This window comes from Microvirga sp. BF8 (genome assembly GCF_059888585.1).
The window spans coordinates 2150529-2173754 of record NZ_CM187619.1 but is presented as its reverse complement, the minus strand read 5'-3'; the positions used below and the strand labels follow the sequence as shown (position 1 = coordinate 2173754).

At 62.6% G+C, this 23226-nt stretch carries 20 protein-coding genes; all 20 read left to right on the top strand.

Annotated features, from left to right (window positions below; all coding sequences use genetic code 11):
• The first annotated feature begins 9 nt into the window (after positions 1–9).
• The 20 genes from nuoH to AC522E_RS10310 all read left to right on the top strand — a co-directional run bounded on the left by nuoH (position 10) and on the right by AC522E_RS10310 (position 23226).
• Positions 10–1035, top strand: coding sequence for an NADH-quinone oxidoreductase subunit NuoH (nuoH, locus tag AC522E_RS10405; protein WP_500750367.1), 1026 nt, complete (start codon positions 10–12; stop codon positions 1033–1035).
• A gap of 16 nt (positions 1036–1051) precedes the next feature.
• Positions 1052–1540, top strand: a complete 489-nt coding sequence (nuoI, locus tag AC522E_RS10400) for an NADH-quinone oxidoreductase subunit NuoI (RefSeq protein WP_500750366.1) — start codon at positions 1052–1054, stop codon at positions 1538–1540.
• Positions 1541–1680: 140 nt separating this feature from the next.
• The gene (locus AC522E_RS10395) at positions 1681–2295 is read left to right on the top strand and encodes an NADH-quinone oxidoreductase subunit J (protein WP_500750365.1); all 615 of its coding nucleotides are present in this window, start codon (positions 1681–1683) and stop codon (positions 2293–2295) included.
• Between the two features lie 12 nt (positions 2296–2307).
• Positions 2308–2616 (top strand): NADH-quinone oxidoreductase subunit NuoK, encoded by a 309-nt coding sequence (gene nuoK, locus AC522E_RS10390; RefSeq protein ID WP_500750364.1) that lies wholly within the window; start codon positions 2308–2310, stop codon positions 2614–2616.
• A gap of 17 nt (positions 2617–2633) precedes the next feature.
• Positions 2634–4664, top strand: a complete 2031-nt coding sequence (nuoL, locus tag AC522E_RS10385) for an NADH-quinone oxidoreductase subunit L (protein WP_500750363.1) — start codon at positions 2634–2636, stop codon at positions 4662–4664.
• Positions 4664–6175, top strand: a complete 1512-nt coding sequence (locus tag AC522E_RS10380; protein WP_500750362.1) for an NADH-quinone oxidoreductase subunit M — start codon at positions 4664–4666, stop codon at positions 6173–6175. The genes nuoL and AC522E_RS10380 overlap by 1 nt, the downstream gene beginning before the upstream one ends.
• 7 nt (positions 6176–6182) lie before the next feature.
• Positions 6183–7622: an NADH-quinone oxidoreductase subunit NuoN gene (gene nuoN, locus AC522E_RS10375; RefSeq protein WP_500750361.1), complete on the top strand. Its 1440-nt coding sequence runs from the start codon at positions 6183–6185 to the stop codon at positions 7620–7622.
• 1 nt (position 7623) lies between these two features.
• Complete coding sequence (locus AC522E_RS10370) at positions 7624–8442, top strand: biotin--[acetyl-CoA-carboxylase] ligase (protein WP_500750360.1); 819 nt, start codon at positions 7624–7626, stop codon at positions 8440–8442.
• Positions 8443–8445: 3 nt separating this feature from the next.
• Positions 8446–10119 carry a ribonuclease J gene (locus AC522E_RS10365; protein WP_500750359.1) on the top strand — a complete coding sequence of 558 codons (1674 nt, stop codon included), beginning with the start codon at positions 8446–8448 and terminating at the stop codon, positions 10117–10119.
• A 28-nt stretch (positions 10120–10147) separates the two neighbouring features.
• Positions 10148–10552 carry a methylmalonyl-CoA epimerase gene (mce, locus tag AC522E_RS10360; RefSeq protein WP_500750357.1) on the top strand — a complete coding sequence of 135 codons (405 nt, stop codon included), beginning with the start codon at positions 10148–10150 and terminating at the stop codon, positions 10550–10552.
• A gap of 18 nt (positions 10553–10570) precedes the next feature.
• The gene (locus tag AC522E_RS10355; protein ID WP_500750356.1) at positions 10571–10897 is read left to right on the top strand and encodes a DUF1467 family protein; all 327 of its coding nucleotides are present in this window, start codon (positions 10571–10573) and stop codon (positions 10895–10897) included.
• Between the two features lie 396 nt (positions 10898–11293).
• A complete protein-coding gene (gene proS, locus AC522E_RS10350; RefSeq protein WP_500750355.1) occupies positions 11294–12622 on the top strand; it encodes a proline--tRNA ligase in 1329 nt (442 codons plus the stop codon).
• A 7-nt stretch (positions 12623–12629) separates the two neighbouring features.
• Positions 12630–13904, top strand: coding sequence for a lipoprotein-releasing ABC transporter permease subunit (locus tag AC522E_RS10345; RefSeq protein WP_500750354.1), 1275 nt, complete (start codon positions 12630–12632; stop codon positions 13902–13904).
• Between the two features lie 3 nt (positions 13905–13907).
• The gene (locus tag AC522E_RS10340; RefSeq protein WP_500750353.1) at positions 13908–14603 is read left to right on the top strand and encodes an ABC transporter ATP-binding protein; all 696 of its coding nucleotides are present in this window, start codon (positions 13908–13910) and stop codon (positions 14601–14603) included.
• Positions 14604–15120: 517 nt separating this feature from the next.
• The gene (dnaE, locus tag AC522E_RS10335; RefSeq protein ID WP_500750352.1) at positions 15121–18591 is read left to right on the top strand and encodes a DNA polymerase III subunit alpha; all 3471 of its coding nucleotides are present in this window, start codon (positions 15121–15123) and stop codon (positions 18589–18591) included.
• A gap of 335 nt (positions 18592–18926) precedes the next feature.
• Entirely contained in the window at positions 18927–19940 is a 1014-nt protein-coding gene (locus tag AC522E_RS10330) for a 30S ribosomal protein S2 (protein ID WP_500750351.1), read from the top strand.
• A gap of 107 nt (positions 19941–20047) precedes the next feature.
• Positions 20048–20977 carry a translation elongation factor Ts gene (tsf, locus tag AC522E_RS10325; RefSeq protein WP_500750350.1) on the top strand — a complete coding sequence of 310 codons (930 nt, stop codon included), beginning with the start codon at positions 20048–20050 and terminating at the stop codon, positions 20975–20977.
• Between the two features lie 128 nt (positions 20978–21105).
• Positions 21106–21819: a UMP kinase gene (gene pyrH, locus AC522E_RS10320; protein ID WP_500750349.1), complete on the top strand. Its 714-nt coding sequence runs from the start codon at positions 21106–21108 to the stop codon at positions 21817–21819.
• Positions 21820–21876: 57 nt separating this feature from the next.
• On the top strand, positions 21877–22437 hold the full coding sequence (gene frr, locus AC522E_RS10315; RefSeq protein ID WP_500750348.1) for a ribosome recycling factor: 561 nt from the start codon (positions 21877–21879) through the stop codon (positions 22435–22437).
• A gap of 21 nt (positions 22438–22458) precedes the next feature.
• Positions 22459–23226 (top strand): isoprenyl transferase, encoded by a 768-nt coding sequence (locus AC522E_RS10310; RefSeq protein WP_500750347.1) that lies wholly within the window; start codon positions 22459–22461, stop codon positions 23224–23226.

Here is a 23226-nt window from a genome sequence, read left to right as displayed (position 1 = left end):
GAACCGGACATGGAAACTGGAGACATGCTCCTCGCGGTCGCGATCATGCTGGGCAAGAGTCTGCTCATGCTCGTCGCGCTCCTCATCTTCATCGCCTACGCGCTTCTGGCCGACCGGAAGATATGGGCGGCGGTCCAGCTTCGTCGCGGTCCGAACGTGGTCGGCCCCTGGGGCCTGCTGCAATCCTTTGCCGACCTCCTGAAGTTCGTGCTCAAGGAGCCGGTGATCCCGGCGCCGGCCAACAAGGGCATGTTCCTCCTGGCCCCGCTGGTGATGTGCACGCTCGCGCTCGCAGCCTGGGCGGTCATTCCGCTGAATGCAGGCTGGGCCATCGCCGACATCAATGTCGGCATCCTCTACATCTTCGCGATCTCGTCGCTCGGGGTGTACGGCGTGATCATGGGCGGCTGGGCCTCGAATTCGAAGTACCCCTTCCTCGGGGCGCTGCGCTCTGCGGCACAGATGGTGTCGTACGAGGTTTCCATCGGTTTCGTCATTGTCACGGTGCTCATGTGCGCCGGGACCCTGAACCTCTCGAAGATCGTCGAGTCACAGAATTCGGCCCTCGGAATTCTCGGCTGGTACTGGCTGCCGCTCTTCCCGATGTTCGTGGTGTTCTTCATCTCGGCTATGGCCGAGACGAACCGCCCGCCCTTCGACCTTCCGGAAGCCGAATCCGAGCTCGTCGCTGGTTATATGGTCGAGTATTCCTCGACACCGTACCTGCTGTTCATGCTCGGCGAGTACGTGGCGATCATGACCATGTGCGCGCTTGGAACCATTCTGTTCCTGGGCGGCTGGCTGTCGCCGATCCCGTTCGCGCCCTTCACCTGGGTGCCGGGCGTGATCTGGTTCGTTTTGAAGGCGAGTTTCCTCTTCTTCCTCATCGCCATGGTCAAGGCCATGGTGCCGCGCTACCGTTACGACCAGCTGATGCGCCTCGGCTGGAAGGTCTTCCTCCCGCTCTCGCTTGCCATGGTCGTCATTGTGGCCGGCGTCCTGATGCTGACCGGCACCGCGCCGGGTATGCGCTAGTTAAGGAGATCGGCTCATGAAGCTCGATCAGGTCGCAAAGTCGCTTCTTCTGAAGGAGTTCGTGTCCGGGTTCATCCTGGCCATGAAGTACTTCTTCAAGCCCAAGGCGACGATCAACTACCCCTTCGAGATGGGGCATCGCGGGCCACGCTTCAGGGGCGAGCATGCCCTGCGCCGGTACCCGAACGGGGAAGAGCGCTGCATCGCATGCAAGCTCTGTGAGGCGATATGCCCGGCCCAGGCGATCACCATCGAGGCCGGTCCGCGCCGCAACGACGGTACCCGCCGCACGACGCGCTACGACATCGATATGGTGAAATGCATCTATTGTGGAATGTGCCAGGAGGCCTGCCCGGTCGATGCGATCGTGGAGGGGCCGAACTTCGAGTTCTCGGTAGAGACCCGTGAGGAGCTCTACTACGACAAGGCCAAGCTTCTCGCGAATGGGGAGCGCTGGGAGCGTGAAATCGCGCGCAACATCGCGAAGAACGCGCCATATCGATAGGCGTCCGCTGCCCGGATAGGGCAGGGGGCAAACTGGTCCGGCGGGTTGTCCCGGCCGGATTCGCACTCTATAGACGGGCCGTCGGATCCCCCGACGCCACGTTGGGAAGGGGCCGCGATGACGCGGCTTGAGCTTGAAGCATGACGGTCACTGCCGCCTTCTTTTATCTCTTCGCGACCATTGCCGTCGCCTCTGGATTCATGGTGATCGCGTCGCGCAATCCCGTGCAATCGGTGCTCTTCCTCATCCTGGCCTTCGTCAACGCGGCGGGGCTGTTCCTGATGATGGGTGCCGAGTTCCTGGCGATGATCCTGGTGATCGTCTATGTGGGCGCGGTGGCCGTGCTCTTCCTCTTCGTGGTGATGATGCTCGACGTCGACTTCGCCGAGCTGCGCCAGGGCTTCCTGCATTATCTCCCGGTCGGCGGGCTGATCGGTATCGTGTTCCTTCTCGAGCTGGTCCTGGTGATCGGGGCTTACGTGATCGACCCGAACCTGATCCGTACGGCGGCAGTTCCGATCCCGTCCCCGGAGATCATGACCAATACCGAGGCGCTCGGCCAGGTTCTCTACACCCGGTATTTCTACTTCTTCCAGGCAGCGGGCCTGATTCTTCTGGTGGCCATGATTGGTGCCATCGTCCTGACGTTGCGCGAGCGTGTCGGCGTCAAGCGTCAGGATATTTCCCGACAGAATGCTCGGACCGCCGAGGAAGCCGTGCAGTTGCGGAAGGTCCCCTTCCGTCAGGGTATCTAAGGAGGGCATGCGATGGTCATCGGGCTTGGACATTATCTCACCGTCGCCGCCGTGCTCTTCACGCTCGGCGTCTTCGGGATTTTCATCAACCGGAAGAATGTGATCGTCATCCTGATGTCGATCGAGCTGATCCTGCTCGCCGTGAACATCAACATGGTCGCCTTCTCCACCCACCTGAACGACATCGTCGGCCAGGTCTTCGCCCTGCTGATCCTCACGGTGGCGGCGGCGGAGGCTGCCATCGGTCTCGCCATTCTCGTGGTGTTCTTCCGCAATCGCGGCTCCATCGCGGTTGAAGACGTCAATATGATGAGGGGCTAAGCCCGAGCGGATCGATCATGTATCAAGCAATCGTCTTTCTGCCGCTCGTCGGCTTCCTCATCGCAGGTCTCTTCGGCCGGATCCTCGGTCCGCGGCCGAGCGAGATCATCACCACCGCGCTGCTCGTCCTGGTTGCGGTCCTGTCATGGATCTCCTTCATCCAGGTCGGCTTCGGCGACGGCGCAACGCGGGTCCAGGTTGCCCCATGGATGTCCGTCGGCGACCTGCAGGTCGACTGGGCACTCCGGATCGATACCCTCACGGCCATGATGCTGGTAGTGGTGAACACGGTCTCCGCCCTGGTTCATCTCTATTCCATCGGCTACATGCACGAGGATCCGCATCGGCCGCGCTTCTTCGCCTATCTGTCGCTCTTCACCTTCGCCATGCTCATGCTGGTGACCTCGGACAACCTGGCCCAGATGTTCTTCGGCTGGGAAGGCGTGGGTCTTGCGAGCTATCTGCTGATCGGATTCTGGTACCATAAGGAATCGGCCAACGCGGCTGCCATGAAAGCCTTCATCGTCAACCGCGTCGGCGATTTCGGCTTCATTCTCGGCATCTGCCTCGTCTTCGTGCTGTTCAACAGCATCGCCTTCGACCAGATTTTCCCCCGCGTGGCGGATCTTGCGAACAACCGCTTCCATTTCATCGGCTTCGACTGGAACGCTCTGACACTTGCATGCCTGCTGCTCTTCATGGGCGCGATGGGCAAGTCGGCGCAGTTCCTTCTGCACACCTGGCTGCCGGATGCCATGGAGGGCCCGACACCGGTCTCCGCCCTCATCCATGCGGCCACCATGGTGACCGCCGGGGTGTTCATGGTGGCACGCCTGTCGCCCCTCTTCGAGTACGCACCGGATGCTCTCACGGTTGTCACCGTCGTCGGCGGCATCACGGCCTTCTTCGCGGCGACGGTCGGCCTCGTTCAGAACGACATCAAGCGCGTGATCGCCTATTCGACCTGTTCACAGCTCGGCTATATGTTCGTGGGGCTGGGCGTCGGGGCCTATGGCGCGGGCGTCTTCCATCTCTTCACCCATGCCTTCTTCAAGGCGCTCCTGTTCCTTGGTGCCGGATCGGTCATCCACGCCATGCACCATGAGCAGGACATGCGCAGCATGGGCGGCCTGCGCCGTTACATCCCCATCACGACGGCCATGATGCTCATCGGCACCTTGGCTCTCACCGGGTTCCCGTTCACGGCCGGCTATTACTCCAAGGATGCGATTATCGAAGCAGCCTTCGCGTCGCACAGCCCCGCCGGCAACTTCGCGTTCCTCGCGACCGTCATCGCGGCGTTCATGACATCGTTCTATTCCTGGCGCCTGTTCTTCATGACCTTCGAGGGAACGGCGCAATGGGCCGATCCGCATCACCACGCGCCGAGCGCCCATGAGGGTGTGGAGCACGACGAGAGCGGTCACGACGTCGAGCCCGCTACCCAGGCGGAGCACGAGCACGGCGGGCATGGGGCGCATTCGCCGCACGAGAGCCCACTGGTCATGCTCGTGCCGCTCGCGCTCCTGGCGATTGGCGCGCTCGTGGCCGGAATCGTGTTCCACGACGCGTTCCTCGGCCACGGTTACGAGGAGTTCTGGAAGGGCTCCCTGTTCACGCGGCCCGATAACCATATCCTCGAGGAGATGCATCATATCCCTGGTTGGGTGCCTCTGCTCCCGACCGTCATGATGGCTCTCGGCTTTGTGCTGGCGGTGTACATGTACATCCTCGACACCAAGAAGCCCGCGCAGATCGCGGCGGACCATCCCATCCTGTACCGCTTCCTGCTCAACAAGTGGTATTTCGACGAGATCTACGACGCGATCTTCGTCCGTCCGGCGATCCGGCTCGGCCGCTTCCTCTGGCGTATTGGCGACCAGAGGATCATCGACGGCATCGGTCCCGACGGCGTCTCGGCCCGCGTCCTCGACATTACCCGCGGCGCCGTGCGGATCCAGACGGGCTACGTGTACCACTATGCCTTCGCCATGCTGATCGGCGTCGCCGCTCTCGTGTCGTACTATCTCTTCAGGGGAGCGCATTGATGCTCGGGTTCGGCATTCTCTCCGGACTTCTTGTCCTTCCCCTCGTCGGGGCGGCGTTCATCCTCACCCTGAGAGGGGACAGCGAGGCAGCACGCGCCAATGCGCGCTGGATCGCGCTCGCGACGACGGTTCTGACCTTCCTTCTGTCGCTCGTCGCGTGGAGCCGGTTCGACGGCTCGTCTGCTGCCTTCCAACTCGTCGAAAGTCATGTCTGGCTCACAGATACGATCCGGTTCAAGCTCGGCGTCGACGGCTTCTCGATGCCGTTCATCCTTCTGACCACCTTCCTGATGCCGTTCTGCATTGTGGCTTCGTGGGAATCGATCGGCCACAGGGTGAAGGAGTACTTCGTCGCCTTTCTCGTCCTCGAGATGACGATGATCGGCGTCTTCGCCGCTCTGGACCTCGTCCTGTTCTATCTGTTCTTCGAGGCCGGTCTCATTCCGATGTTCCTGATCATCGGAATTTGGGGCGGCAAGCGGCGCATCTATGCGAGCTTCAAGTTCTTCCTCTATACCCTTCTGGGTTCCGTGCTGATGCTCCTGGCCATCATGGCCATGTATTGGGCTGCCGGCACGACCGACATCCCGACGCTCCTGAAGTTCCACTTCCCCGCCAACCTGCAACTCTGGCTCTGGCTTGCGTTCTTCGCCTCGTTCGCAGTGAAGATGCCTATGTGGCCGGTCCACACCTGGCTGCCGGACGCGCACGTGGAAGCGCCGACGGCGGGTTCCGTGATCCTGGCCGCAATCCTCCTGAAGATGGGTGGCTACGGGTTTATCCGGGTCTCTCTCCCGATGTTCCCGGATGCATCCGTCTATTTCGCGCCGCTGGTCTTTTCGCTCTCCATTGTCGCGATCATCTATACGTCTCTCGTGGCACTCGTTCAGGAGGACATGAAGAAGCTCATCGCCTATTCGTCGGTGGCGCATATGGGCTTCGTGACCATGGGCCTGTTCAGCATGAACCCCCAGGGCATCCAGGGCGCCATGTTCCAGATGGTGTCTCACGGTCTGGTTTCGGGCGCGCTCTTCCTCTGTGTCGGCGTGGTCTATGATCGCCTGCATACTCGCGAAATTTCCGCTTATGGCGGACTTGTCGAGCGGATGCCGCTCTATGCCGCGGTCTTCATGATCTTCACCATGGCCAATGTGGGCCTGCCCGGCACCTCCGGATTCGTGGGCGAATTCCTGACGCTCATCGGGGCGTTCCGGGCGAATTCCTGGGTGGCGTTCTTCGCCGCCTCCGGTGTCATTCTCTCGGCAGCCTACGCGCTCTGGCTCTATCGCCGCATCGTCTTCGGCACACTGACGAAGCCGTCGCTCCGGACCATGTCGGATCTCACCGGGCGTGAAATGATCATTCTCGTGCCGCTCGTCCTGCTCGTCATCTATTACGGCGTGCAGCCCGGTCCGATTCTCGACACCTTCGCCGCACCGACGAACGCTCTCATGCAGGGCTATCAGGCTGCGCTCGAAACCGTGAAAACGGCGGCAGTCGCCGCACACTGAGGTCACGATGAACCCCGTCCTCGCCTTTCCTGTATTCGGGCCCGCTCTGCCGGAGATCATCCTGGCTGCAGGCGCTCTCGTCATGGTCCTGTTCGGCGCCTTCAGGGGCGAGCGCTCGACCGAAACCATGAACGTCGTCGCACTGGCGCTCCTCGCTCTCGCGTTCATTGCCCTGCTGATGCTGCCATCCGGCCGCATGGAGACAATGGGCGGATCCTTCGTGGTGGATGACTTCGCGCGGTTCATGAAGGCACTCACGCTGATCGCCTCCGCCTCTGGGGTAATCCTGTCGATCGACTACATGCGTCGGGAAAAGATCGGGCGTTTCGAGTACCCGATCCTGATTGTGCTCTCGACCATCGGCATGTTGATGGTGATTTCCGCGAACGACCTCATCGCGCTCTATCTTGGCCTCGAGCTTCTCAGCCTCTCATCCTATGTGATCGCAGCCTTCGACAGGGATAATGTCCGCTCGGCGGAAGCCGGCCTGAAGTATTTCGTGCTCGGTTCGTTGTCCTCCGGGATGCTTCTCTACGGCGCTTCGCTTGTTTACGGCTTTACCGGCACCGTTTCCTTCCCGGCCATCGCCACTGCGCTCCACGGGACGGTCAGCACCGGCATCATCTTCGGGCTCGTGTTCGTGGCGGCAGGCATCGCCTTCAAGATCTCGGCCGTGCCGTTCCACATGTGGACACCGGATGTGTACGAGGGCTCGCCGACCCCCGTCACCGCGTTCTTTGCCGCCGCGCCCAAGATGGCGGGCATGGCAATGGCGGTCCGGGTCTTCGTTTATGCATTCCCCGGCATCCTCGGCCAGTGGCAGCAGATCATCGTCTTCATCTCCATCGCCTCGATGGTGCTCGGTGCGTTTGCTGCCATCGGCCAGCGCAACATCAAGCGTCTGATGGCGTACTCCTCCATCGGCAACGTCGGATTCGCGTTGATCGGACTTGCCGCCGGCACTTCTGAAGGTGTTCAGGGCGTCGTTATCTATATGTCGATCTATCTCGCCATGACGCTTGGCACCTTTGCGGTCATCCTTGGCATGCGCCGCGGCAACGTAATGTTCGAGACGATCGATGACCTCTCCGGCACGGCCCGCACGCATCCGGTCCTCGCATTCTGCATGGCGATGATGATGTTCTCGCTCGCCGGTATCCCGCCCCTCGCAGGCTTCTTCGCAAAGTTCGCGGTCTTCAACGCGGCCATCAAGGCGAACCTGGTGACCCTTGCAGTGATCGGCGTCGTCACCAGCGTGGTCGGCGCCTATTACTACCTGCGGATCGTAAAGGTCATGTACTTCGACGAACCTGGCGAGCGCTATGATGCCATGCCGGCGGGCGTGAAGCTGGTGCTGGCACTTTCCAGCGCTTTCGTCGTCCTCTATGTCCTGGTTCCGGCGCCCCTGAACGCGGCAGCCACGGCGGCTGCGCGGTCCCTGTTCTGACGTGCGGCTTGCGCGCGAGATCGAGACCGCCGGCTACAGGCTTCTCTCGCTCGATGCGACAGGCTCGACGAACGACGATGCCCTGCAGGCAGCGCGCGGCGGTGATCCGGGAAAGCTCTGGATCGTTGCCGCCGAGCAACGCGCGGGGAGGGGACGGCATGGCCGTCAATGGACATCACCGGTCGGGAATCTCTACGCCAGCCTTCTTTTGATCGATCCCTGCGAGACAGCACTGGCGCCGCAACTCGGCTTCGTGGCCGGGCTGGCTCTCCACGAGGCCATCGAGGCGCTGACCGGTGTCGGCGTTCCGCGCCTGTCCCTGAAATGGCCCAACGATGTCCTACTCGATGGGGCAAAAGTTTCGGGTCTCCTGCTCGAAGGGCATCGCATCGGCGGCAGGCTGGCCATCGTGATCGGGTTCGGCGTCAACGTCGCCTTTGCTCCGAGTGGTACGCCCTATCCCACTGCGTCGCTGCGGACACTGAAGGCGGATCTGACGAGTCATGACCTGTTTGTCGCACTTTCCACGGCATTCGCCCGCACGCTGTCGGCCTGGCAGTCCGCCGCGCACCTCAGTCCTTCGGATCCTTTCGGTACGGTCCGTCGTCTCTGGCTCGAGCGGGCCGCGGGAATCGGACAGGCGGTGAGCGTGCGCCTCCCAACCGGCATCAAGGAAGGTCGCTTCGAAGGACTCGACCGCTTTGGGCGCCTGCAACTGCAGAGTGCCGCCGGCATGGAACTGATCGACGCCGGCGATCTTTATTTTCCTCATTTGCAACACAATATGGATCCGTGCATCCCAGGCACGACAAGGTTTTGAGAGATGGCATCTGCTCGCGACGAACTTGTTTTCCTTCCGCTCGGAGGTTTGGGCGAGATTGGGATGAATGCCGCCCTGTATGGATTCGGGCCTGAGACGAACCGGCAGTGGATCCTTGTGGATTGTGGCATGGGATTTGGTGGCGAGGAACATCTGCCGGGGATCGATCTCGTCTATCCGGATCTCCGTTTCATCGAGGAGGAGCGCCACAATCTCCTCGGGATTTTCATTACCCACGCGCACGAGGATCACATCGGTGCGCTCGTCGAAATGTGGCCGCGCCTGCGCGCGCCCGTTTATGTCACGCGGTTCGCGGCAGGACTACTTGAAACCCGCCGCCTGTCTGAGTCCGGCGCACCAAAGGTTGACCTTAAGGAAATCGTGCCGGGGCAGCGCCTGAAGGCAGGTCCGTTCGAGATCGAATACGTTCCTGTTGCTCACTCCATTCCGGAGTCGAACGCGCTTGCCATCCGGACGCCTCTCGGCCTTGTGGTTCACACGGGCGACTGGAAGCTCGACCAGACTCCGTATCTCGGCAGCCTGACCTCGGAGGACGCATTTCGCGCATTGGGCGACGAGGGCGTTCTCGCACTCATCTGCGATTCCACAAATGTCGTGCGCGAGGGCGAGAGCCCGAGCGAGGCCGACGTAGCGCGGAATCTCGGCAGTCTCATCAAGGATGCGCCGTATCGGGTCGCCATCACCACCTTCGCCTCGAATGTGGCGCGTATTCGGTCTGTTGCCGAGGCGGCGCGGGAATGCGGTCGCGAAGTGGTCGTGATCGGGCGCGCGATGGAGCGCGTGGTCGATGTGGCGACCGAATGCGGCTATCTCGACGGCCTGCCCGAGTTCCGCAAGCCGGAAACCTTCGGATACCTGCCGCGCGACAAGGTGGTGGCGGTCCTCACCGGCTCGCAGGGCGAGGCACGGGCGGCGCTTGCCCGGATCGCACTGGACGAGCATCCGGACATAGCGCTGTCGAAGGGCGACCGGGTCATTTTCTCGTCCCGCGCCATTCCCGGCAATGAGAAGGCGATCGGCACCATCGTCAACAGCCTTGTCGAGCAGGGAATTGAGATCATCACCGACCGCAGCGAGCTGGTACACGTCTCCGGCCATCCGCGGCGCGGCGAACTTGCCCAGATGTATCGCTGGACGCGGCCGAGGATTGCGATTCCTGCCCATGGCGAAGCATTGCATCTCGCGGAGCACGCGAGATTCGCCCGCGCACAGGGCGTCGGCGAGGTCGTGCAGGCGCGCAACGGCACCCTCGTGCGTCTGGCCCCGGGGGCGGCGGAAATCATCGACAGGATTCCCGCCGGGCGTCTCTACAAGGACGGCAATATCGTGATTGAGGCCGGGGAGCGGGCTCTGCCGGAGCGGCGCAAGCTGGCCTTTGCAGGAATCGTCACCGTCGCCATCGCCATCGACGACAAGGGCGATCTTGCGGGCGACCCGATCGTGGACGCGATGGGTCTGCCGGAGAAGAACCGCCAGGGCGAGAACATGCTGGATCTCATCGCCGACCGCGTCGGCGATATCCTCGACGGCCTCCCGAAAGGGCGGCGACGGGATCCCGAGGCAGTGGAGACGGCGGTGCATCGCGGCGTGCGCTCCGCGGTCAATGAAGCTTGGGGCAAGAAGCCCGCATGCCATGTCCTCGTCGTCGAGGTATGAGGGTACGGGCTGGAAGGAAGGATCCAAGATGATTGGTCGGCTCAATCACGTCGCCATCGCCGTCCGTGACATTCGCGCGGCCTCCGAGGTCTACCGGACGGTTCTCGGCGCCGATGTCACCGACCCGGAGTCGCTCCCCGAGCACGGGGTTACGGTCGTCTTCATCAATCTTCCAAACACCAAGGTCGAGCTTCTCGAACCCCTCGGTCTGGAATCTCCCATCGCCAAATTCCTGGAGAAGAACCCGGACGGAGGTATCCACCACGTCTGTTACGAGGTCGACGATATCGGTGCGGCACGGGACCGTCTGGTCGAGAGTGGGGCACGGGTCCTAGGTTCGGGAGAGCCCAAGATCGGGGCGCATGGAAAGCCCGTCCTCTTCCTGCACCCTAAGGATTTCCTCGGAACGCTCGTTGAGCTGGAGCAGGCATAAGGTCAAGGTATCGGTTCAATGGTAAAGTTTCTTGCTGCCTCACTCTGGACCACCGCTGCGGCTGTCGTGGCAGTCTCGGTCCTTGCCATCTCCATCGTGGTGATGGCCTTCGAACTCCGGGTCAGTGGCGGTACTGCCCTGTTTTTCATCATCTGGTGGACGCTGCTCTTCGCCGTTCTGCCCTTCGGCATTCGCAGTCAGGTGGAGGCCGGAGAGGTCGTGACCGGCAGTGAACCGGGAGCCCCGGTGGCTCCGGCCCTGCGGGAAAAGGCATTGTGGACGACGTTTGTTGCAGCCGTGGTCCTCGTGATCGTTGCGGCAGTAATGCCGCTCTCGGGCCTGTAGTTTTCGAGAAAAGTGCGGCCCAAAAAAGAAAAAGCAAGGCTATTGCCTTGCTTAACTGCCTTTTGGCAATTTTTAATCCTTGGCTTTCTGTCGCCGTCGCCTGTCGTGGCGCACGAGGATCTTGTTCCTCCCGAAACTCGGACCGCAACCTCTGACTTCTGAGAGTCGAAGATTTAAGCCTTCGTTTTATAGTCTGGCGAATTCCACATGTCATCTTTTTTGGCACGAAATGGCGTATTTTTTGGCACAATTTCCCTTACTCTTTCGTATAAGGGAGATGCAGCGCGCCTGCCCACTGGCCGCGATCACAGCTTGTCTTTTGCCGGGGGGCTGTGTTGTGTGCTGGAAACGAGTCGCAATTCGTCCATTCCGTCCGATTGATCCTGAAGGCGTTCCATGCGTTTGAGCCGTTACTTCCTGCCCATTCTCCGCGAGACGCCGAAAGAGGCGGAAATCGTATCCCACCGTCTGATGCTGCGGGCGGGGCTGATCCGTCAGGAGGCCGCCGGAATCTACGCATGGCTGCCGCTGGGCCTCAAGGTCCTCAACAAGGTCAATACGATCATCCGGGAAGAGCAGAACCGGTCGGGCGCCATCGAGCTCCTCATGCCGACGATCCAGTCGGCCGATCTCTGGCGCGAATCTGGCCGCTATGAGGCCTATGGCAAGGAGATGCTGCGCATCCAGGACCGGCACGAGCGCGAAATGCTTTACGGCCCGACCAATGAGGAAATGGTCACGGAGATCTTCCGGTCCTATGTCCGGTCGTACAAGGATCTGCCGCTCAATCTCTATCACATCCAGTGGAAGTTCCGCGACGAGGTGCGCCCCCGGTTCGGCGTCATGCGCTCGCGCGAGTTCCTGATGAAGGACGCCTATTCCTTCGACCTCGACCAGGCCGGGGCGCGGCATTCGTACAACAAGATGTTCGTGGCCTATCTCCGGACCTTCGCGCGGATGGGGCTGAAGGCCATCCCGATGCGGGCCGATACGGGGCCGATCGGTGGCGACCTGAGCCATGAATTCATCATCCTCGCCTCGACGGGTGAGAGCGAGGTCTTCTGCCACGCGGATTATCTCGACTTCGCCATTCCGCCCGAGGACACGGATTTCGACAGCGTCTCGGGCCTCCAGGGCCTCGTCGACAAGTGGACCTCCCTCTATGCCGCTACGTCGGAAATGCACGACGCGGCCGGTTTCGAGGCGGTTCCTGCGGACAAGAAGATGTCGGCCCGCGGTATCGAGGTCGGCCACATCTTCTATTTCGGCACCAAGTACTCCGCGCCGATGGGCGCCAAGGTAATGGGTCCCGACGGGCAGGAGCACGAAGTTCACGGGGGCTCCTACGGCATCGGTCCCAGCCGGTTGATTGCCGCGATCATCGAGGCAAGCCATGACGAGAGCGGCATCATCTGGCCGGACTCGGTGGCGCCTTTCGATGTGGCTCTCCTCAACCTGAAGACGGGTGACGCCGCGACGGACGAAGCCTGCAACAGGCTTTATCGCGAACTCACCGCCAGCGGCTACGACGTCCTCTACGACGACCGCGACGAACGTCCAGGCGGAAAATTCGCCACTGCGGACCTGATTGGTATTCCATGGCAGGTCGTGATCGGGCCGAAGGGACTTGCCGACGGCAAGGTGGAACTCAAGCGCCGGGCTTCCGGCGAGCGCGAATTGCTGCCGCTCGACAGCGTGATCGCCCGCCTGGGCGGTCGTTCGTAAGGACGCGATGGCCAAGGTAGCGCAAACCGGGACGAAGCCATTCTCGCTCTTCGAGTGGATGCTCGCAGGGCGCTACCTGCGTACACGCCGGCGGGAAGGGTTCGTCTCGGTTATAGCCGGGTTCTCCTTCCTCGGCATCATGCTCGGGGTCGCGACGCTCATCGTCGTGCTTTCGGTCATGAACGGCTTTCGCAAGGAGCTTCTCGACAAGATCGTCGGCATCAACGGTCACATCTTCGTCGCTCCCATCGAGACGCCTCTGACCGATTACGATGAGGTCACCCGGCGCATCGCCGCCGTGCCCGGGGTGACGCGGGCGCTGCCGATCATCGAAGGGCAGGCGTTCGGTTCGTCGCAATATGGCGGCAGCGGCGTCCTCGTGCGCGGCATTCGCGGCGACGATTTGAGCAAGATCTCGCATATCGCCGACAATGTCCGTCAGGGCACGCTGGAGAATTTCGACCAGGACGGCGGCGTCGCCATCGGACGGCGCCTTGCGGAGGCGCTTTCGATCCAGGCCGGCGACACGCTCACCCTGATCACGCCGCGCGGGGCCTCTACACCCTTCGGCACGGCGCCTCGCATCAAGGGTTACCCGGTCAAGGCGGTGTTCGAGATCGGGATGTCGGAATTCGACTCGAGCTTCGTCTACATGCCCCTGACCGAGGCGCAGAGCTATTTCAACAGGCCCAACGACGTACAACTCATCGAGGTCTATCTCGACAATGCCGACAAGGTCGATGAAGCTCGCGCCGCCATCGAGGAGGCTGCCGCCCGGCCGATCCTGATGACCGACTGGCGGCAGCGCAACCGCACCTTCTTCGGCGCGCTGGAGGTGGAGCGAAACGTGATGTTCCTCATTCTCACCCTCATCGTGCTGGTGGCTGCGCTCAACATCATTTCCGGGCTCATCATGCTCGTGAAAGACAAGTCGAGCGACATTGCCATCCTTCGAACGATGGGTGCGACTCGAGGCGCCGTCATGCGGGTGTTCCTCATCACGGGCGCCTCCATCGGCATTGTCGGGACGATTGCAGGTTTCGGCCTGGGCCTGCTGCTCGCCCTCAATGTCGAGAGCATCCGCAACGCCATCTCCTACCTGACCAACACGAATCTCTTCCCTGCGGAGCTGTACTTTCTCAGCCGCCTTCCGGCCGATGTGAACCCGACGGAGGTCATCACCATACTGGTCATGGCGATGGTGCTGTCCCTGCTCGCGACCCTCTATCCCTCCTGGCGTGCCGCGAAGCTCGATCCGGTCGAGGCGTTGCGCTACGGGTAAAGCATGTCATCCGGTCAGTCGAAGCCCGCCCTCTACCTGTCGCAAGTCGTGCGCCGCTATCCGCAAGGAGAGGGGCACCTCGAGGTGCTGCGCGGGGCAGACCTGGCGATCTATCCGGGTGAGATCGTGGCACTCATCGCCCCATCGGGCACCGGCAAGTCGACGCTGCTCCATCTGGCCGGCCTGCTCGAGAAGCCGGATGGGGGCGAGGTCTTCGTCAGCGGGCGGCCGACAGCCTCCATGGGCGATCAGGAGCGTACCCGCCTGCGCCGTGAGGAACTCGGCTTCGTCTACCAGTTCCATCACCTCCTGCCGGAATTCTCCGCACTCGAAAATGTCGTGCTGCCTCAGCTCATCCGGGGCTTGAAGAAATCGGATGCCGAGGAGCGAGGGAGACAGATCCTCAGCTTTCTCGGGCTCGGTAAACGTCTCGACAACCGGCCCGGCGAACTCTCCGGCGGCGAGCAGCAGCGGGTCGCCATCGCCCGCGCCGTCGCCAATGCGCCGCGCCTGCTGCTGGCGGACGAACCGACCGGCAATCTTGACCCGCACACCGCCGACCGGGTCTTTCAGACTCTCGTATCGATCGTTCGCGCCTCCAAGCTTGCGGCTCTCATCGCAACACACAATCTCGACCTCGCTGCGCGCATGGACCGGCGCGTCACGATCCGCGACGGGGCGATCGTACAACTGCCGTAAGAGCATACTGGCAGTCCGGGTTGCCGTTGGGCCGGTCTGGAACCCCGAGGCACTGATAAAACGGCGAAGCGCAACGGCGCCCGCAGCTTTCAGTCCTGCGCCAGCGATGATTAGGAATTCCCCCGCTTCGCGTGGCCCTCCGGACCCAACCCGGCGCTCCGGCTATTCGGGAATGGAGTCAGGGAAGTTCCGACCAGTCCCAACCTCCGTACCGGTCCTCTGCCCATTTTAAGACTCCGTTGACTCATCCGCCAAAGCAGCAATATCCACCGCTTTACACAGAACATACAACGAACAATGATGAACTTATCAGGAACACGGAGGTCATCATGCTTCGCATCATTCTCGAGACAACAGCTGAAATCGCTTCCCTCGCAGTGTTTGGTTCTGCCATAGCGATCTGGGCGCTGGCCCTGTCTCCCATGGCATAGGCCGCGATTCACAGGAACGAGTTCCGTGGCAAGGTTCGGGTGAGGAGAATCGTGCCACAATACGCGCCGTATCGAGTTTGGGTCTCATGGCGCGCGTACTTCACGACATTGGCTTCGTTCATCTGCATGTGCATTCCTCGTACTCGCTGCTCGAGGGAGCACTGAAGATCGCACAGCTGGCGAAGTTGGCTGCAGCGGACAAACAGCCGGCGCTGGCCCTCACCGACACCAACAATCTCTTCGGTGCCCTCGAATTCTCGGAGAAACTCGCCGGCTCCGGCATCCAACCCATCGCAGGTGTCCAGCTCTCCGTCTGCTTCGAGGAGCCGGATCCGGTGGCACGGGTGATGCCGCAGCCGGCCAATGTCGTGCTTCTGGCTCAGACGGACGAGGGATATCGCAACCTCATGAGGCTGGTGAGCCACGCCTATTTCGGCGTGCCGCTCGGAGAAAATCCTCGCGTTGCCGCTCCTTCGCTGGCCGCGCATTGCGAGGGCCTGATCGCTCTGACGGGCGGCTATACGGGCCCTCTCGATTCGGCGCTGCGCATCGGCCGGCACGAGCTGGCGCAGGCGCGGCTCGACACTCTCAAACATGCCTTCGGCCATCAACTCTATGTGGAAATCCAGCGCCATGGGCTCGATGAGGAGAGGGCTGTCGAGAACGCGCTGATCGGTCTTGCCGACCGCAACGGACTGCCCATCGTTGCCGCCAATGAACCCTTCTTTCCTGCTCCGGCCGATTACGAGGCGCATGACGCGTTGCTCGCCATCGCCGAGGGCAGAATTGTCTCCGACGACAACCGGCGCCGGCTTTCGCCGCGGCATGATTTCAAGACCCGCAAGCAGATGATGGAGCTCTTCGCGGATCTGCCGGACGCGCTCCAGGCCAGCGTCGAGATCGCCATGCGCTGTTCGACCCGTGTCAGGACGCGCAAGCCCATCCTTCCGAATTTCGGGGTCGGCTCGGATGCCGTAACGCTCGATGAAGGCGAGGAGCTTCAGCGTCAGGCCGAGGAAGGTCTCGTGAAGCGTCTCGCCGCACATGGTCCGGCACCGGGGCTGACCGAACAGACCTACCGCGACCGCCTTGCCTACGAGATCGACATCATCCGGAACATGAAGTTCCCGGGCTACTTCCTGATCGTGTCCGACTTCATCAAGTGGGCCAAGGACCACAACATTCCAGTGGGTCCGGGCCGTGGCTCCGGTGCGGGTTCGCTCGTCGCCTATGCGCTCACCATCACGGATCTCGATCCGCTGCGTTTCAGCCTTCTTTTCGAGCGTTTCCTCAATCCGGAACGTGTCTCGATGCCCGACTTCGACATCGACTTCTGCGTCGAAGGCCGCGAGCGCGTCATCGAATACGTGCAGCAGCGCTATGGCGAGGAGCAGGTCGCGCAGATCATTACGTTCGGAACCCTCCTCGCCCGCGGCGTGATGCGCGACGTCGGCCGCGTGTTGGAGATGCCTTACGGGCAGGTCGACAAGCTGACGAAGCTGGTGCCTCAGAACCCGGCCAACCCGGTAACCCTGGCCCAGGCCATCGAGGGCGAGCCGAAGCTCCAGGCCGCCATCGAGGAAGAGCCGGTCGTGAAGCGTATGCTCGACATCGCGCAGAAGCTCGAAGGCCTGCATCGCCACGCATCCACCCATGCCGCCGGCGTGGTCATCGGTGACCGCCCTCTCCAGGAACTGGTACCGCTCTACCGCGATCCGAAGACCGGCATGCGCGTGACCCAGTTCAACATGAAATGGGTCGAGCAGGCCGGCCTGGTAAAGTTCGACTTCCTCGGCCTCAAGACGTTGACAGTCCTGCGCACGGCGGTCGATCTGATCCGACGAAAAGGGATCGAAATCGATCTGTCGGCGCTGCCCCTCGACGACCGCAAGACCTACGAGATGCTGTGCCGGGGCGAGACGGTTGGCGTGTTCCAGGTGGAATCCGCGGGTATGCGGAAGGCCCTCGTCGAGATGGAGGCGGACCGCTTCGAGGACATCATCGCCCTCGTGGCCCTCTATCGGCCGGGCCCGATGGCGAACATCCCGGTCTATTGCGCCCGCAAGCTCGGTAAGGACGAACACAACAAGCGCGATTGGTATCCCCACGACAAGCTTGAGCCGATCCTGCGCGAGACCTTCGGCATCATCGTCTATCAGGAGCAGGTGATGGAGGTCGCCAAGGTGCTCGCCGGCTATTCGCTCGGTGACGCCGATCTCCTCCGTCGCGCCATGGGCAAAAAGATCAAGTCCGAGATGGACGCCCAGCGCGAGCGGTTCCTGTCCGGCGCGGCGAAGGACGGCCTCGATAAGGCGAAGGCCAACGAGATCTTCGATCTGCTCGCGAAATTCGCCGATTACGGCTTCAACAAGAGCCATGCGGCAGCCTATGCGCTTGTGGCGTTCCAGACTGCCTATCTCAAGGCCAATCATCCGGTCGAGTTTCTGGCCGCGTCGATGACGCTCGACCTCGACAACACCGACAAGCTGTCGGAATTCCGGCGCGAGGCGCAGCGCCTCGGCATCCGGGTGGAGCCGCCGTCGATCAACCGGTCCGGTGTCGTATTCGACGTGAAATACGATTCGGACGGGACCGGTGCGATTCTCTACGCGCTTGCCGCGGTCAAGGGGGTAGGCCGCCAGGCGATCGAAGCCGTGATCGAGGCCCGGGGTGGCAAGCCTTTCGAAAGCCTTGCCGATTTCGCTCGGCGCATCAATCCGCGCATGCTCAACAAGCGCACGCTCGAGAACCTGATCGCCGCCGGTGCCTTCGACGAGATCGAGCCGGACCGAGCCAGGGCCTGCGCCGCCGTCGATGCCATGATGAGCCTCGCCCAGCAATGCCACGAGGCGGCCAATGGGGGCATGGCCGACATGTTCGGCGGTGTCGCCTCTGCAGACGTACAGCTGCGCATCCCATCCTACGAGCCATGGCCTGCCTCGGAGAAGCTTCAGAAGGAGTATGACGCCGTCGGCTTCTTTCTGTCCGGACACCCGCTGGATGAATACGGTGATCTCCTGAAGAAGCTGCGGGTCCAGACCTGGACGGAGTTCAGCCGCTCCGTGAAGGCCGGAAACTCGGTCGGCCGGGTCGCCGCCACGGTGCTCGACCGGCAGGAGCGTCGTACCAAGACAGGCAACAAGATGGGCATCATCAACCTGTCGGATCAGACCGGCCACTTCGAGGCGATCATCTTCTCTGAGGGGCTGCAGCGCCTGCGCGACGTTTTGGAGCCCGGCAATGCTGTCGTCCTCATGCTTCAGGCCGGGGTCGAGGGCGAGGAGGTGAGGGCGCGGATCGGTATGGCCGAGCTTCTGGAGGAGGCCGTCTCGAAGCACCAGAAGGGCATGCGCATCTTCCTGCGCGACGAGCGTCCCATCGGCAGCGTTTTCGAGCGGCTGAAGGCGAGGGGGGAGGGCGAAGTGTCCCTCGTCCTGATTCTCGACGATGGCGACCGGGAGGTGGAGGTCAAGCTTCCCGGCAAATACATGGCGACGCCCCAGGTGGCCGGAGCGCTGCGCGCCGTGCCAGGCGTGGTCGACGTGCATATCAATTAGGCACGTACCTCGCCGTCACTAGGATTCCCGCTTTCCGGTCGGTCTCGCCCAGGGCACGCCGGATGCCGCCGAGCCTTGCGTGAAGTGCGCAGCTGCTATCCCGCGCTCTCCACCTGAACCGACAGCGGCTATGGGTTCCGGGCCCAGCGCTCCGCGCTGTCCCCGAATGACAGCGTGAGGGTCTGAACCTCCTCTCCCAGCTTGCATTTCCGTCGTTCCTCGCCTATATGCGCGCCTATTCCACACGCGGAGCCTGCTTCATGACGCCATGAAGCGTCCCGGTGGCCGGCAGGGCCGGTCCACTGCTCCGCGGAGGCTTAACCGGAGAAAAGACTATGGCGCTTCCTGAATTTTCGATGCGCGGCCTTCTCGAGGCTGGCGCTCACTTTGGCCACCAGGCCCACCGCTGGAACCCGAAGATGGGTCAATACATCTTCGGAACCCGCAATAACATCCACATCATCGATCTGGCCCAGACGGTCCCGATGCTGCACCGCGCCCTCCAGGCCGTCAGCGACACGGTGGCCAAGGGCGGCCGCGTGCTCTTCGTCGGCACCAAGCGCCAGGCCTCCGACGCTGTCGCGGACGCCGCCAAGCGTTCGGCCCAGTATTATGTGAACTCCCGCTGGCTCGGCGGCATGCTGACCAACTGGAAGACGATCTCGGGCTCGATCGCCCGTCTTCGCAAGGTCGACGAGATCCTCGCCGGCGGCGGCCAGGGCCTGACCAAGAAAGAGCGCCTGATGCTCGCCCGCGAGAAGGAAAAGCTCGAGCGCGCTCTCGGCGGGATCAAGGACATGGGTGGGACGCCCGACCTGATCTTCGTGATCGACACCAATAAGGAGCAGCTGGCGATCCAGGAGGCCAAGCGCCTCGGCATCCCGGTGGCCGCCATCGTCGACACGAACTGCGATCCGGACGGCATCACCTTCCCGGTCCCGGCCAATGACGATGCGGGCCGTGCCATCGCTCTCTACTGCGACCTGATTTCCCGCGCCGCTCTCGACGGCATCTCCCGCAGCGCCGGCGCCATGGGCATCGATGTCGGCGAGTCCGAGAATCCGATGGTCGAGGAACTCCCGGCGAGCGACGCGGTTGCTCCCGAGCAGGACGAGCAGTTCGAACGCCTGGCGGCCCCGCGCGGTGCTCCGGACGACCTGACCAAGCTGACGGGCGTGGGTCCCCAGCTCGAGAAGAAGCTCAACGAGGCCGGCATCTTCCACTATTGGCAGCTCGCTGCCTCGAAGCCTGCCGACGTGGAGCAGCTCGACAAGGATCTGAAGCTCAACGGTCGTATCGACCGCGACGGCTGGATCAATCAGGCCCGTGCACTGATCGAGGCGGCCTGAGGCCGACCCGGCGCCATGGCTGTGGCGCCTCCTGACCGGAATTGATCAGCCCGGCGTTCCCTGAACGCCGGGCTCCCTCTATGTACGAACCTGCGAAAGGACGAGCCATGGCGAACATTACCGCTGCGATGGTGAAGGAGCTGCGCGACAAGACCAGCGCCGGCATGATGGATTGTAAGACCGCCCTCAACGAGACCAATGGCGACATCGAGGCGGCCGTCGACTGGCTGCGCAAGAAGGGCCTTTCGAAGGCCGCCAAGAAGGCGGGCCGCGTGGCGGCCGAGGGCCTTGTCGCCGTCGAGTCCTCGGGGCATACCGCCGCCATTCTCGAGGTCAATTCCGAGACCGACTTCGTCGCCCGCAACGACAGCTTCCAGGCTTTCGCCCGTGAAGCCGCCAAGATCGCTCTGATGGGCGACGGTACGGTCGAGTCCCTCGAAGCGGCCCACTTCCCGGGTTCACAGACCACGGTGAAGGACCGCCTCCAGGAGCTCATCGCCACGATCGGCGAGAACATGACTCTCCGCCGCGTGGCGAAGCTGTCGGTCTCCAAGGGCGTTATCGCGTCCTATGTCCATAACGCCGTCAGCGAAGGCCTCGGCAAGATCGGCGTGCTCGTTGCGCTCGAATCGGAAGGCGATGTCGAGGCGCTGAGCGCGCTCGGACGGCAGATCGCGATGCATGTCGCTGCGACGAGCCCTGTTGCCGTGGACGCCTCGGGCATCGATGCCGCGACAGTGGAGCGCGAGAGCGCCATTCTCCGCGAGAAGAATGCCGGAAAGCCCGACAACGTTCTCCAGAAGATCGTCGAAAGTGGCCTGAAGAGCTATTACAAGGAAGTGACCCTTCTTGAGCAGCCCTTCGTGCACGATCCGTCCAAGACCGTGACCCAGGTCCTCAAGGAAGCCGAGTCCAAGGCCGGCAAGCCGGTGACCCTGACGGCCTTCGTTCGATATGCCCTCGGCGAGGGTATCGAGAAGGAGGAGGCCCCCGACTTCGCGGCTGAGGTGGCCGCGGCGGCAGGGGGCAAATCCTAAGGCCTCGAACTCTTCTCAAACGGCGGCTCTTCAGCCGCCGTTTTCATGAGAGCCCGAGAATGCTTCACTCAACGGAAGGGGCAACCCATCCCGGGGCATTCTCATCCACAAGAAAGAGAGGTCTGGCAGTGACGACATTCCGGCGCATCCTGGTGAAGCTTTCCGGAGAGGCCCTGATGGCCCCGGACGGTTACTGGCTCGATCCTCAGACCCTCTCGGGGTTGGCAGAAGACCTGGGCAACGCGACCCGCGCCGGATTTGAAATTGCAGTCGTCATCGGCGGCGGCAACATTATCCGGGGCGCCCGCATGAGCGCCGCTGGATGGATCGACCGCCCCACCGCCGATTCCATGGGCATGCTCGGCACGGTCATGAACTCGCTCGCCATCGAGACGGCGCTGAATGCCGCCGGCGTCTCGGCCCGCACCATGGCCGCGGTCTCGATGCCGACCATCTGCGAGACCTATGCCCGCCAGCCCGCCCTGCACCATCTCCAGAAGGGCCAGGTGGTGGTTCTTGCCGGCGGGACGGGAAACCCATTCTTCACCACCGATACGGCCGCGGTGCTGAGGGCGGCGGAACTTCGCTGCGATGCCGTCCTGAAGGCGACCCAGGTCGATGGCGTCTATTCGGCCGATCCGAAGAAGCATCCCGATGCCATACGCTTCGACCGCCTGACCCATGACGAGGCGATCGCCAAGGACCTGAAGGTCATGGATACGGCCGCCTTCGCGCTGGCTCGCGAGAGCCGCCTGCCGATCATCGTCGGGTCGGTCCATGCTCCAAGTTCGGTTACGGCCATCCTCAAGGGCGACGTCCGCTCGACCATCGTCGCCCCTTGATGCAACCTTCAGGGAAGCGTAAGCCCGTTCAATGAGTTTGAGTTGGGATCAATAACGATGGCAACGACCTTTGACCTCGAAGACGTGAAGCGCCGCATGCAGGGCGCTATCAATGCATTCAAGCACGACCTCGGCAGCCTTCGGACCGGCCGCGCCGCGCCGAGCCTCCTCGACCCGATCCAGGTCGACGCATACGGCTCGCTGATGCCGATCACCCAGGTTGCGACCGTGAGCGTTCCCGAGCCGCGCCTCCTCAGCGTCCAGGTCTGGGACCGAGGCATGGTGGCGGCGGTCGAGAAGGCGATCCGCGAGTCCGATCTCGGCCTGAATCCGCAGACCGAGGGCCAGGTCATCCGTCTGCGCATTCCCGAGATGAACGAGCAGCGGCGCAAGGAAATGGTGAAGGTCGCGCACAAATACGCCGAGGAGGCCCGCGTGGCTGTCCGCCATGTCCGCCGCGACGGCCTGGACCTTCTCAAGAAGCTCGAGAAGGACAGCGCCATCAGCGAGGACGATGCCAAGCGTCAGGGCGATCAGGTCCAGAAGGCGACCGACCATTTCGTGGCCGAGGTCGAGACTCTCCTGACCTCCAAGGAAAAGGAAATCATGCAGGTCTGAGGCCTGCATGTGGACATGCCCATGAATGGAGAAGCGAAGCGCTCGGTTGCAGCTCTCCCCGGCGGCGATGCCGGGGAGGGAATGCCTGCGCATGTCGCAATCATCATGGACGGCAATGGCCGATGGGCGGCGAAGCGCGGTCTGCCCCGATTCGAGGGGCACCGCAGAGGGGTCGAGGCGATCCGGCGTGCCGTGCGCACGGCAACGGACCTCGGCATCCGCTATCTCACGGTCTACAGCTTCTCGGCGGAGAACTGGCGCCGACCCGCCCAGGAGGTCTCCGACCTCATGGGGCTCCTCAAGCGCTTCGTCAGACATGATCTCGCCGACCTGCACGCCAGCAATATCCGCGTCCGGATCATCGGCGAGCGCGAGGGGCTGTCGTCCGACATCCGCCCCCTGCTCGACGAGGCCGAGCAACTGACCCGGAACAATACCGGCCTGACCCTGGTCATCGCCTTCAACTACGGCGGCCGCCAGGAAATCGTCCGGGCCATGCAGGCACTGGCGCGCAAGGTCAAGGAGGGGCGGCTCGACCCCGACGCCATCGATGTGGGGGCGGTGGAGGCCAATCTCGACACAGCGGGCATCCCCGATCCTGATCTCGTGATCCGGACCTCCGGCGAGCAGCGCGTCTCGAATTTTCTCACTTGGCAGACGGCCTATTCGGAGTTCGTGTTCATCCCGGATTTCTGGCCCGATTTCGACGAAACCACCTTCCGCTCCGCCATCGACGCATATTTCAAGCGCGAGCGCCGTTTTGGCGGCCTCAGCGCCAGGGCGGTGTGA